The 12709-nt window shown below is 62.3% G+C and carries 11 protein-coding genes; 10 read left to right on the top strand and 1 reads right to left on the bottom strand.

Translation table 11 applies throughout. The features are described from left to right. Nucleotides 1-212: 212 nt before the first annotated feature. The 3 genes from P3T43_RS33975 (at nucleotide 213) to P3T43_RS33985 (ending at nucleotide 3128) form a co-directional block, all read left to right on the top strand. Complete coding sequence (locus P3T43_RS33975) at nucleotides 213-902, top strand: FadR/GntR family transcriptional regulator (RefSeq protein WP_429285374.1); 690 nt, start codon at nucleotides 213-215, stop codon at nucleotides 900-902. Nucleotides 903-1058: 156 nt separating this feature from the next. Continuing rightward, a complete protein-coding gene (locus P3T43_RS33980; RefSeq protein ID WP_429285383.1) occupies nucleotides 1059-2600 on the top strand; it encodes an MFS transporter in 1542 nt (513 codons plus the stop codon). Nucleotides 2601-2798: 198 nt separating this feature from the next. After that, the gene (locus tag P3T43_RS33985) at nucleotides 2799-3128 is read left to right on the top strand and encodes an XRE family transcriptional regulator (RefSeq protein WP_429285375.1); all 330 of its coding nucleotides are present in this window, start codon (nucleotides 2799-2801) and stop codon (nucleotides 3126-3128) included. Here the strand turns inward: P3T43_RS33985 and P3T43_RS33990 are convergent. Next, nucleotides 3112-3816, bottom strand: a complete 705-nt coding sequence (locus P3T43_RS33990) for a helix-turn-helix transcriptional regulator (protein ID WP_429285376.1) — start codon at nucleotides 3814-3816, stop codon at nucleotides 3112-3114. The two genes, P3T43_RS33985 and P3T43_RS33990, sit on opposite strands and share 17 nt — an antisense overlap. An 890-nt stretch (nucleotides 3817-4706) precedes the next feature. Here P3T43_RS33990 and P3T43_RS33995 point away from each other — a divergent pair. From P3T43_RS33995 to P3T43_RS34025, 7 genes are all read left to right on the top strand, one after another. Further along, entirely contained in the window at nucleotides 4707-5648 is a 942-nt protein-coding gene (locus tag P3T43_RS33995; protein ID WP_429285377.1) for a dihydrodipicolinate synthase family protein, read from the top strand. A 30-nt stretch (nucleotides 5649-5678) separates the two neighbouring features. After that, a complete protein-coding gene (locus P3T43_RS34000) occupies nucleotides 5679-7259 on the top strand; it encodes an aldehyde dehydrogenase (NADP(+)) (RefSeq protein ID WP_429285378.1) in 1581 nt (526 codons plus the stop codon). A 41-nt stretch (nucleotides 7260-7300) separates the two neighbouring features. Beyond that, entirely contained in the window at nucleotides 7301-8233 is a 933-nt protein-coding gene (locus P3T43_RS34005) for an SMP-30/gluconolactonase/LRE family protein (RefSeq protein WP_429285379.1), read from the top strand. 171 nt (nucleotides 8234-8404) lie between these two features. Next, entirely contained in the window at nucleotides 8405-9532 is a 1128-nt protein-coding gene (locus P3T43_RS34010; RefSeq protein WP_429285384.1) for an extracellular solute-binding protein, read from the top strand. A gap of 57 nt (nucleotides 9533-9589) precedes the next feature. Further along, nucleotides 9590-10669 carry an ABC transporter ATP-binding protein gene (locus tag P3T43_RS34015; RefSeq protein WP_429285380.1) on the top strand — a complete coding sequence of 360 codons (1080 nt, stop codon included), beginning with the start codon at nucleotides 9590-9592 and terminating at the stop codon, nucleotides 10667-10669. Continuing rightward, nucleotides 10666-11544 carry an ABC transporter permease gene (locus tag P3T43_RS34020; protein WP_429285381.1) on the top strand — a complete coding sequence of 293 codons (879 nt, stop codon included), beginning with the start codon at nucleotides 10666-10668 and terminating at the stop codon, nucleotides 11542-11544. Before P3T43_RS34015 ends, P3T43_RS34020 begins: the two co-directional genes overlap by 4 nt. Next, nucleotides 11544-12512 (top strand): ABC transporter permease, encoded by a 969-nt coding sequence (locus P3T43_RS34025; RefSeq protein WP_429285382.1) that lies wholly within the window; start codon nucleotides 11544-11546, stop codon nucleotides 12510-12512. The genes P3T43_RS34020 and P3T43_RS34025 overlap by 1 nt, the downstream gene beginning before the upstream one ends. Nucleotides 12513-12709 lie beyond the last annotated feature (197 nt).

Genomic DNA, 12709 nt, shown 5'->3' on the forward strand with positions numbered 1-12709 from the left:
GACGCGCGAATGATCGCCGAGGTAGCGCGGCGTTGTAGGGATGTCAATCAAACACTTGTCAAATTTCTGTCCATGGGGTCATATAGTCGCGGCGCCGCCCAGTCGGCTTTTGCGGGCGTCGATATGGCTATTTGTCTAATTTTTAAGCAAGCGATGCACGCTGTTTGCCTTACAATCGTGCTCTATTCTGACAAGCTGACCCTCCATCGATGATGAACGAGCGCAAATCGACGGGCTTGCCCGACAAGATCTACGGCGACATCCTGAACCGCATACTCGAAGGCGAGTACAAGGAAGGCGAGCGCCTGCCTACCGAGCACGCACTCGCCGAACGGTTCGAAACCTCGCGGCCTACCGTGCGTGAAGCGCTGGCCCGGCTGCGTGCCGACGGCATCATCGTCACGCGGCACGGTTCCGGGACCACGGTCGCCCGCCGGCCCGATCCGGATGTGCGCCGCTTCGCGCCGCTCGAGACACTCTCCGATATCCGCCGTTGCTACGAGTTCCGCATCGTCACCGAAGCCGGGGCGGCCGAACTCGCAGCGGAGAAGGCCGAGACCGAAGACATCGCCGCGATCCAGCACGCGTGGGACGAACTGGAGCGCATCGTCGAGACCCAGGGGATCGGCGCGAAGGACGATTTCTCGTTCCATCTCGCGGTCGCGCGGGCGTCGAAGAATCCGTTCTTCATCACCGTGATGTCGTTCATCGAAGAGCAGATCGTGTTCAGCATGAACCTGTCGCGCAACCTGTCGCTGGTGAAGACGGTCGAGCGGCAGCGCCTCGTGCAGGCCGAGCATCTGGCCGTGCTCGAAGCGATCCGCCGCAAGGACGGTCCGGCGGCGGGTGTGGCGATGCGCAAGCACCTGGAAAACGCGCTCGAGCGGATGTTCGGCTCCTGAGTGGCGTCGTGTTGCCGGGCCGCGTCGAACGCGGCCCGATTTGTCTAGTCGGTCCGGCCTCGTGTCTGGCTTTTTCATGCCCTCTGTCACGCGCTCAGCCGCATCGTTCCAGTGAATTCTCCCCGCCCCCTGCCGTTCCGTGATGCGCTGCTGGCGATGCTCGGCATCGCCCTCGTCAACATGCTGGTCGCGCTCGATCAGACCGTGGTCAGCACCGCGTTGCCGTCGATCGTTTCCGAGTTGCGCGGTTTCGAGTATTACGCGTGGATCGCAAGCGCGTACCTGCTCGCGTCGGTGGTGACGGTGCCGGTATTTGGGCGGCTGGGCGATTATTTCGGACGCAAGCGGTTCGTGATCGCCGCGGTGATCGTCTTCACGGCGGCCTCGGTCCTGTGCGGTCTGGCGCCCAGCATGCCGTTCCTGGTGGCTGCGCGCGGCTTGCAAGGCGTCGGCGGCGGGATGATGGTGGGCACTGCGTTTGCCTCGATTCCCGATCTGTTCCCCGACGCGCGCGCCCGGGTGCGCTGGCAGGTCATCATGGCGGCGGCGTACGGCATCGGCACGGCTGCCGGGCCGTCGCTCGGCGGCTGGCTGAGCCAGCAGTTCGGCTGGCGTTCCACCTTCCTCGTCAACCTGCCGGTCGGTGTGCTGGCGCTGTATTTCATCTGGGCGCATCTGCCTAACTACCGGCGCGCGGTGAACGGCGAGGTCCGCATCGACTGGACCGGCGCTGCGCTGGTCGCGCTGGTGCTCGGCGGTCTGCAGACGTTTATCGAAGCGGTGCCGAAGTCGGGCCTCACCACGGGCAACCTGGTGCTGGCGGCGCTGGTCGTGCTGGGCGCCGTAGCGCTGTTGATCTGCGAGCGGCATGCGACCCACCCGATCATCCCGCTCGATCTGTTCCGAGACTCTCAACTCGTGACACTGTTCACGCTGTCGTTGCTGTCCGGCTTTGTGATGTTCTCGCTGATCTTTTTCGCGCCGCTGCTGTTGCAAGGCGGCTTTGGCCTGACTCCGCAGCAGGCGGGTCTGCTGGCCACGCCGATCGCCGCCTGTATCGCGCTCGGCAGCGTCATCAATACGCGCATTGTGATTCACATGCCGAAGCCGACGCTGATCCTCTCAATCGGCTTCATGTTGCTCGTGATCGCCTCGGTCGGCATTGCGCTGGCGACGCCGGCCACGTCGCATGTCTACCTCGAACTGGCGATGGGCGCAGTCGGGATCGGGCTGGGCTTCATTCTCAACAACCTGAACGTATTCGGTCAGGAGATTGCCGGCCGCGAGCGTTTCGGCATTACGACCGCGCTGCTGCAGTCCACGCGGATGGTGGGCGGCATGCTGGGCACGAGTATCGTCGCCACGATCATCAACCGGCGTTACGAGGCGGGCGTGGCAGAGTCGCTGCAGGTGCTGGGCGAGCCAACCGCCTCGACATGGCTGCCCAGACTCGCTGACCCACGGATCCTGATCGATCCGGCTCTGCGCGACAGCTTGCTGGGTCAACTGGCGCATGCGGGGTTGGCGGGTCCCGCGCTGGTGGAAGCGGCGCGCCGGGTGCTGGTTCAGTCTATTCACATCGGCGTGATCCTCACCGGCGCTGCCGCGCTGGTGGCGGCTATCGTAGTGCGGCGGATTTCGCATATCACCTTCAGGCGCAGCAGCGTTGGCAATAACGACGCGCCAGCAGCGCATTAATCGATTTTCCGGGGCCGCCGCACTAAAAACCCCGAAACTTTTCGACTCTGCCGAACGAATTGAAGGTCAGCAAAGGCGCGCCAGCATTCCTATGCGCGTTGGATCAGATTTGCACCTACCTACCTGGGTAGGTGCGTGGATTTCGAGGCTCCCGCAAAATTCATACAAATAGCGGCCAATCCACCTGAGAAACCCATCATGGAATTACTCGAAAATCACTGGAACGCACCTGTCACGATTCAAAACCGTACGGTCGACACCGCTGAAGAGACGCCATCCGTGGTTGATCGTCACCTGATCATTGCTTACCGGAAAATGAAAAATGAAAGCCAACGGCGCTTCTGGGCGCGCTTTGGCGTAACGCAATCGCGTGGCAGCCGCTTCGAATCGGGCGCGGAAATTCCGCCGCCGGTTTCCATCCTGCTGGGGCTGTACTTTCTGAAGACGGTTTCTGACGGCGATTTAAGCCGGGCGGAACGGGTGATGTATAGCCGCGACGCGGCGGCCTTGCTTAACCCGGGTCAATAAGACCGAGCTGCGCGGCAATCACGGCTGCTGCGCGGCGCGAATTCACGCCGAATTTCGCCCGGATATTCTTTACGTGGAAGTTCACTGCGGCTTCCGAGCAACTGAGGATATGTGAAATCTCCCAGGTGGATTTGCCGCGTGCGGTCCAGTTCAGACACTCGCGCTCGCGTGGCGTCAATTGCGGCATCAAGGTTTTCGCATGCGTATTGACATGGCGGCTGCTGGTGTCGATCACCAGGTCGCGCAGCAGAGCCAGATTGGGCAGCACGCCGTCAATATGTGTCCAGAACGAATCCGTGGCGGAGAAGTCATTGGCAAAACACAGCAGGCCAGCTTCCTGATTCGGGCCGTGAATCGGCAATGACAGCCCGGAGCGCAGTCCCTGCGCGCAGGCAAGTTCGTAGAGCGCCCGCTGCTGCCGCGTGGCAAACAGTTCCGGCGACCAGATCAGCGGCGCCGAGCGGGTCAGGCAGTGGCTGACAACCGGGTCGATATGCACGAACCCTTGCTCGTCATAAACGCGCTGCCAGCCTGGTGAATAGGTGCTGCGAACGTAAGCGTCTTCGAGTCGCATGCCGGGGCGCGGCAGCATCGCAATCAGAACCCGGTCAAACCCCCAGTTACCGGCGATTGCGGTGAGTGTGTTGAACCAGGTCGTTTCGTCTGGGGCATCCACCAGGGGCGACATTTGCTCGATAAAACGTAACGACACTTTCGCTCTCTCAATCGCAGCCGCCCGGCCGCGGGATTTTGCCGACGCGAACTCGCGACCGGCATAGTATTGGGCAGCAATTTATCACCGTTTATTACGTGACGACTCAAAACGAAAAGTCATGTCCTTCTAAATCTGCAGCGGCGGATTCATCACGCAGTCTCTAGAAATCAAAGAGATCGCCTATAGACGAAAATTTGTCCAGAGCGGAAGCGGGTTGTAAGACCTTTGCGCTATTCTGTGTGGAGGATCCGGCAGTTGTTAATTCAAATCTTGTTGAAAATTTTCCACCCGCTTGATTTAACAATTCGCATGCGCTTCGTTTGCACCGACCCGCATGATAGTTTCAAAGATCGATTGCTGGCAATAAAGTCAAAGTGTCTTTAACAATAAAATTGGTCGTTTTCTGCCCGGTTGGACAGGGCGGTACAAATCGTTCTCTGAATCTATAGGTGTTTGTAATAGGAGCAGAGATTGACAAAGAGATGGTCGGCGACAGACGGTCAAATTGACCCCGAACATTTTCTACCCGGAATGTTTTACCCGAACATTCTTATTTATCGCACCTAAAGGGCAGAGTGTTCGTATCATCATTGGGAGGCCGGCGCGTCGACACGTCCTTGGCTCCGAGCACATGGCCCGCCGGCAATATGTTGTCATACGAAATTTCGAGGTGGGCGGGATCTGGAGCGGCTTCTCGAATCAGGCACGTAACGCCCAATACGTAAGGAATCCAGGCAGTTGCTCTGATTGACGGGGGCGTGGCTGCGAAAGCGCTCGTCGCGATGCATTCGAAGTGTTGTTTGACAACATTGCGGACTGGATGCTACCTTGGCATCCATTCTTCGATACTGTCTTGAGGTGCCATGAAAACTTCTCCCATCCTCGATAGCGAGTTCGCCGCCACCGTCATGGCTGTGCCGCCGCTGGCCCGCCGCGCCGATTACTCGCTCGACGCCGCTGAAAACCGCAAGCTGATCCAGCACATCGAGGCGGGCGGCGTGCGCACCTTGCTGTATGGCGGCAATGCCAATCTGTATCACGTGGCCGTCAGCGAATACCGCGAACTGCTCGATCTGCTCGCAGACAGCGCAGGTCCGGACACGCGGGTGATCCCGGCCGTCGGCGCGGACTACGGCAAGATGCTCGATCAGGCGCGCATCCTCGCGCAGACGTCGTATCAAACGGCCATGGTGCTGCCGCTCGCCGGTTTCACCACGTCGGAAGGCGTGGAGGCCGGGCTGACGCGCATCGTCGACGCGGCGGGCATCCCCCTCACGCTCTACATCAAGAGCGAAAACTACGTAGACGTCGACACGCTGGCCCGTCTGGTCAACCGTGGCACGCTGATTGCCGTGAAATACGCCATCGTGCGCGAGAACCCCGCTGAGGACGCCTATCTGCACCGCCTGCTGCAAAGCGTGCCGGCCGCGAAGGTCGTGTCCGGCATGGGCGAGCGTCCGGCGCTGATCCACGTGCGCGACTTCGGCCTCGCTGCCTGGACGACGGGCTCGGGCTGCATTGCGTCGCACGCGGTGACGGCCTTGCTGCATGCGGTCAAGGCCGGCCGGATGGACGAGGCGCAAGGCATTTACGACGCGTTCATGCCGCTCGAAACGCTGCGCGACGACATCTCGCTGATCCGCGTGCTGCACGACGCCGTGACCTTCTCGAAGATCGCCGACATGGGCCCGATGCTGCCGCTGCTGAGCTCGAGCCCGCAGGAGGATCACGCCAGCATCGACCAGGCGACGCAGGCGCTGCTTGCGTTCGAGCGCAAATTTGCGCAAGCTTCGGCGGCTCGTTAACAATTCCAGGATTCATAACAGGAACACATGATGCAAATCACCGGAGACATGTTGCTTGGCGCTTCCGCAGTGCGCGGCAGCCAGGGCACATTGCGCGCGTTCGACCCGGCGCGTAACACGGAAATCGAACCCGCGTTCGGCGCGGGTGGCGCAGCGGATGTCGAGCGCGCGTGTCTACTCGCAGCGCAGGCTTTCGATCCGTTTCGCGTGGCCCCGCTCGAAACACGGGCGCGCTTTCTCGAAGCGATCGCCGAAAATATCCTCGCACTCGGCGACGCACTGATCGAGCGCGCACACATTGAATCGGCGCTGCCGAAGGCGCGTATCGAAGGCGAGCGCGGCCGCACGGTCGGGCAGCTCAAGCTGTTCGCCTCGCTGGTTCGCGAAGGCCGCTGGCTGACCGCCACGCTCGATTCCGCGTTGCCGGAACGCAAGCCTTTGCCGCGGTCGGATCTGCGTCTGCAGAAGATTCCGGTCGGGCCGGTCGCCGTGTTCGGTGCCAGCAATTTCCCGCTGGCGTTTTCGGTCGCAGGCGGCGATACGGCTTCGGCGCTGGCAGCGGGCTGCCCGGTGGTCGTCAAGGCGCATCCGGCGCATCTCGGCACGTCGGAGCTGGTGGGCCGGGCAATCCAGAAGGCCGTTGCGGACAGCGGTCTGCCCGAAGGCGTGTTCTCGCTCGTGATCGGCGCGGGTAACGAAATCGGCGAGGCGCTGGTCAAGCATCCGGCGATCAAGTCGGTGGGCTTCACGGGCTCGCGCCGCGGCGGCCTCGCGCTGGTCGAGATTGCCTCGAAGCGTCGCGAACCGATTCCCGTGTTCGCCGAAATGAGCAGCGTCAATCCGTTCTTCGTGTTCCCGGGCGCGTTGGCGAAGCGCGGCGAGGCGCTGGCGACCGCGTTGATCGACTCGGTCACGCTCGGCGTCGGTCAGTTCTGTACGAATCCGGGCCTCGTGCTGGTGCTCGAAGGGCCGCATACGCGCGGTTTCATCGATGCGGCAGCGAAGGCGCTCGCCGGTAAGAGCGCGCAGACGATGCTGACGGCGGGTATCGCCCATGCCTACCAGGACGGTGTCACCAAACGCGCGGCGAACGACGGCGTGCAAAGCGTGGCGCAAGGTGCAAGCACGGAAGCGTCGTGCGCTGCCTTGCCGGTTCTGTTCGAAACCACGGCTGCGCAATTCCTTGCCTCGGCGCAACTGGAAGACGAAATCTTCGGGCCGAGCTCGCTGATCGTCACTTGCGCGGACATCGAGGAAATGCTCAAGGTGGCCGAGCATCTCGAAGGCCAACTGACCGCGACCGTGCAACTCGAAGCGGACGACTACGCGCTGGCGCGTCGACTGTTGCCGACGCTCGAACGCAAGGCGGGCCGGATTCTCGCGAATGGTTTCCCGACCGGCGTCGAAGTGTCGTATGCCATGGTGCATGGCGGTCCGTTCCCCGCTACGTCGGATGGCCGCGCCACCTCGGTGGGCGCCACCTCGATCGAGCGTTTCCTGCGCCCGGTCTGCTATCAGGATCTGCCGGCCGAGTTGCTCCCCGAGGCGCTGCACGACGGCAATCCGCTCAACCTTTGGCGTTTGCGCGACGGTAAACTGCAACAGGGCTAACACCGCAACCCGACCACGCGCAGGCAACCCGAGGACATGGCATGACCGAAACGAACCGACGCTACCCCGATCCCGCAGTCCGCATTCTCGATCCGCGGTTCAACGCCTTGCGGTTGGCGTCGGCTTCGGTCGAATGTCTGTATCAGGGGGCGCGCTGGTCGGAGGGACCGGTGTGGTTCGGCGATGGGCGCTGTCTGTTGTGGAGCGACATCCCGAACAACCGCATCCTGCGCTGGGATGAGCACAGCGGGGTGGTGACGCCGTTTCGTCAGCCGTCCAACAATGCCAACGGCCATACGCGCGATCGTGAAGGGCGGCTCGTCAGTTGCGAACATCTGACGCGCCGTGTCACGCGTACCGAATACGACGGTTCGATCACCGTGCTGGCCGACGGTTATCGCGGCAAACGCTTCAATTCGCCCAACGACGTGATCGTGAAGTCGGACGGCTCGATCTGGTTCAGCGACCCCACTTTCGGCATCGACGGCTTCTACGAAGGCGAGCAGCAGGAGTCGGAGTTGCCGGCCTGCGTGTATCGGGTAGACGGACAGAGCGGCGAGGTGACGGTCGTCATCGACGACGTGCTCGGGCCGAACGGCCTCGCCTTCTCGCCGGACGAATCGGTGCTGTACGTGGTCGAGTCGCGCGGCGAGCCGCGCAAGATCCGTGCGTTCGACGTCAACGGCACGGCGCTCTCGAACAACCGCGTACTGATTGACGCGGGTCCCGGCACGCCGGACGGCTTCCGGGTCGATATTCACGGCAATCTCTGGTGCGGTTGGGGCATGGGCACCGACGAACTCGACGGTGTGCGCGTGTTCACGCCACAAGGCGAGGCGATCGGCCATATCGCGTTGCCCGAGCGTTGCGCCAACGTCTGCTTTGGCGGGCTGCATCGCAACCGCCTGTTCATGGCGGCGAGTCACGGCCTGTATTCGCTGTATGTCAACACGCAGGGTGTGAAGGGTGGCTAAACCCGGGTGGTTAAACACGGGTGGTCAATCGCACGAACTTGCTTAACATGTTGCATTGAGAGACAGCACACCGCCCGCACCGCAATTCGACTGGCGGATTTCCATACCAGGACGCGAGGAGACGTAATGACTTTTTCTGGCAGCGTGTCGGTCAGGTTAGCGGGCTTGTGGATGGCGGCAGTTTTGGGTGCGAGCTTCGCGGCGCCGGCCTGGGCGGATCCGGTGACGCTCAATATCGTCGACGTGGCAGGCAATCTCCAGTTGACGCAAAAAGGCTTCGAGGCGTTCAAGGCCAAATACCCGAATCTCGTCGCGAACATCACGTACACCAACGCGCCCGCCCCCCAGTTGCCGGGCAAGATCAAGGCGATGCAGGCGGCTGGCCGCTCCGATATCGACCTCGTGCTGACCGGTACCGACGCGCTCGCGGCCGGCATCCAGCAGAACCTGTGGACGAAACTCCTGCCGGATCAGGCGGCAACTTTCCCGGCCGTGCTCGACAAATACGCGCCGGGTCCACGCAAGATGCAGGACCTGGCACAAGGCTACGGACTCGAAGTGGCGTACATGCCGGCCGGGCCGCTCCTCGAATACAACCCGGCCAAGGTCAGCGATCCGCCGAAGACCCCCGATCAGTTGCTGCAGTGGTGCAAGGCGCATCCCAACAAGCTGATCTATGCGCGGCCGGCGAACTCCGGTCCTGGGCGCACCTTCCTGATGGGCCTGCCTTATGTGCTCGGCGACAAGGATCCGCGCGATCCGATCCATGGCTGGGACAAGACCTGGGCATTTCTCAGGCAACTGAACGACTGCGTGCCGTATTACCCTGGCGGGACGTCGGCGGTGATGAAGGAATTGGGCGAGGGCACGCGCGACATGACCGTCACCGTGACCGGCTGGGATATCAACCCGCGTGCGCTCGGCATCGTGCCGGCTGAATTTCGCGTGCAGGGCTTCGACAACATGACGTGGGTCGACGACGCGCATTACATGGTGATCCCGAAGGGCGTGCCGAAAGAGAAGCTCGACGTGCTCTACAAGCTGATGAATTTCATGCTGGAACCGGCGCAGCAGGCACTGACCTATGACGACGGCTATTTCTATCCGGGACCGGCCATCAAGGGTGTCAGCGTCGATCAGGCGCCGGCGCATAGCCAGGACGTGCTGAAGAAGTACGGCCGTCCGGAATACACGCAGATGCTGGCCGCCCATCCGCACGTCTTGCCGCTGGATGCCGCGGCGATGGTGGCTGCCTTCCAGAAGTGGGACCGGGATATCGGTGCGCAGAAAACCCAGTAGCCGTGAGCGGGCGGCCGGCTGCCCGCAAGCGCTTCGCGTCGGATTGGAGTCAGCGCCATGAAGCCCCATTTTGAGCAGTTGCGTCTCGACTCGGTGAGCCGCAGTTTCACGAATGCTGAAGGTCACTCCGTCGCCGCCTTGCAGGGCCTCGATCTGGACATCCAGCGCGGCGAGTTCATTGCGTTACTGGGGCCATCCGGGTGCGGCAAATCCACGGCGCTCAATTGCATTGCGGGTCTGCAACCGCTCTCGGGCGGCGGTATCTGGCTCGACGACACCCGTATCGACGTCCTGCCGCCGGAGAAACGCGGCTTCGGCATGGTGTTCCAGAACTACGCGCTGTTTCCGCACATGTCGGTGCTCGATAACGTCGGCTTCGGTCTGAAGATGCGGGGCGTCGCGAAAAGCGAAGCGGTGCGCCGCGCGCGCGAAGCGTTGCAACTCGTGCAACTGGTCGGCCATGAACGCAAGCTGCCGGGGCAGTTGTCGGGCGGGCAGCAGCAGCGCGTAGCGATTGCGCGCGCCATCGTGATCGAGCCGCCGCTCGTGCTGATGGATGAGCCCTTGTCGAATCTCGATACGAAGTTGCGCATCGAAATGCGCGCGGAGATTCGCCGTATTCACAGCCAGCTCGAGCGCGCGACGATCTATGTCACGCACGATCAGGACGAAGCGCTTTCAATGGCCGATCGCATCGTCGTAATGAAAGAGGGCGTGGTGCAGCAGGTAGCGACGCCGAAGGAAGTCTATGGGCGGCCAAAGAATCTGCACGTCGCACGCTTCATGGGCTATCGCAACGTGATCGACTTCACGCTCGAAGGCATGCACGGCGATGCGGTGGCGGTGAGTTCGAACGCTGTGCGTCTGGTCGGCATGCCGATGCACGGTTTCAACAGCAAACGCGTGAGCGTGGCGCTGCGCCCTGAAGATATGGAACGCAGCGCGCCTGGGGTCGAGAACGCGTTCGACGCGTTGGTGCTGAGCGTCGAATACGGCGGCCGCGAATCGCTGATCCGCGTGAAGTCGGCCTTCGGCGATCTGTGGGCCCGCGTGGCCGGCGACTTCGCTGAAGGCGAGGCCATCACACTGCGCGTGGCGCCTGCCCGCACGCTCGTCTACGACGGCGAGGCATCATGAACGCCCCCGCACTTTCGCCGCCGCTTGCCCCGCGCGACGCCAAGGGCTGGCTGGTCGCGCCTGCGCTGCTGTTCATCGTCGCGCTGTTCATCTATCCCTTTGCGTACGGGCTGGTGTTGTCTTTCCAGCCCATGAATGGCGGCGGTGTATGGGCCAACTACGTGGCGTTCTTCACCGATAAGTCGATGTGGCCGACCATTCTCGTCACGTTGAAGCTCGCCGTGCCCGCCACGTTGATCAACGTAGGCGTGTCGATTCCGGTGGCCTTCGCGCTGCGCCGCAATTCGCCTTACCAGAAGCTCGTCACGACCTTGCTGGTGATTCCGGTCACGCTCGGCACGGTGCTGATCGCCGACGGCATGTTGACCTATTTCGGACCGCACGGCTGGTTTCCGCAGGCCTTGCAGGGCTTGCACCTGTACACCGACGAAGTCAGGCTGACTCACAATTATTGGGGTGTCCTGATTTCGTTGATCGTGTCAGGGTTTCCGTTTGCGTTCCTGCTGACGCTCTCGTATGTCACGGGTATCGACCCTACGCTGGCCAGCGCCGCGGCTACGCTTGGCGCGAGTCCGTGGCAACAGTTCCGGCGCATCTATCTGCCGCTGCTGGTGCCGGGTCTGACAATGGCCGCGTGCCTGTCGTTCGTGCAGGCGTTCTCGGTGTTTCCCTCGGCGGTGCTGCTCGGCGCGCCGGCGGGGCCGACGCGTGTGATGTCGATTGCCGCGGCTGAGGCCGCATTCGAAAATTATGACTACTCGCTCGCCTCGGCCATCGCCATGGTGATGGGCTTCGTGCAACTGCTGGTCGTGGCCGGCATGCTGGGTGCGCGCCGCTTCTTCTATAGCGGACCGGTGACGGGAGGCAAGGGCTGATGACAACCGATCATCATTCCACGCATCCGTGGCCAGCCGCTGCGTCACAGCAGGCGCCAGCCACTGACGGGCACGACGAGGACGGCAACAGCACGGGCCGCAACCACGGCGCGCAGCCGGGTAAAGCCCTCAAGCCGCATACGCCGCTTCCCGAGCGCGTGTGGAAGGTGCTGGTGTGGGGCGCGATGGGGTTTTTTCTCGTCAACGTCCTGCTGCTGATTGCGACGGTCGCGGTCAATTCGGTCGCGACGCGCTGGTTCGGCACGCTGCTGCCGCAGGCCTTCACGTTGCACTGGTATGCGCAGGCCTGGAGCGACTTCCAGTTGGCCAGCGTGCTGTGGGTGACCGTTGAAGTGGTCGGCGCGGTGGTGATTCTTTCGGTGCTGCTCGGCGTGCCGGCGGCCTACGCGCTCGCGCGCGTGCAGTTTCCCGGCAAGCGCCTGGCGATGCTGGTGTTCCTCTTGCCGTTGATGGTGCCGCCCGTCACTTACGGTATTCCGATGGCCACCGTGATGTACAAGACCGGACTCGCCGGCACGCTGCCCGGTGTAATCCTCGCGAACCTCGTACCCGCGCTGCCGTTCGTGATTCTGGTGATGACGCCGTTCATCGAGCAGATCGATCCGAATCTCGAGGCGGCCGCGCGCATTTTCGGTGCGAACACGTTTCGCTATTTCCGCTACGTGCTGTTGCCGCTGCTGGTGCCCGGCATGCTTGCTGCGGGTTTGCTGGTGCTGGTACGCACGATCGGCATGTTCGAGCTCACCTTCTTTACGGCGGGACCAGGTACGCAGACGCTGGTCGTCGCGCTGTACTACGCGGTGTTTTCCACCGGCGTGCGCGCGCCGCAATCCATCGATGCGATGGCGATGATCTATATGGCGATCACCCTGGTATGGGTGTTGATCGCACTGCAATTCGTGAGTCCGACGCAGATCGTCTCACGTGTGAAAGAACAGAAACGCTGATCCGGAAGAGCGCCCGCGGCGATGCCGGGCGGCGGCTCGATCAGGAGCGGTCAGCGTGTCTGATTAACTGTAGCTGGGATATTTGCTGGAGAGCATGCCGTGACCAAGAGAAAGACCCCTGAAGAATTGCGTAGCCACCGCTGGTATGGCGTGAATGACCTGCGTTCGTTCGGCCACCGTTCGCGCACCGCGCAGAT

Origin of the sequence: Paraburkholderia sp. GAS41 (genome assembly GCF_050436545.1) — a bacterium.
Lineage (GTDB): Bacteria > Pseudomonadota > Gammaproteobacteria > Burkholderiales > Burkholderiaceae > Paraburkholderia.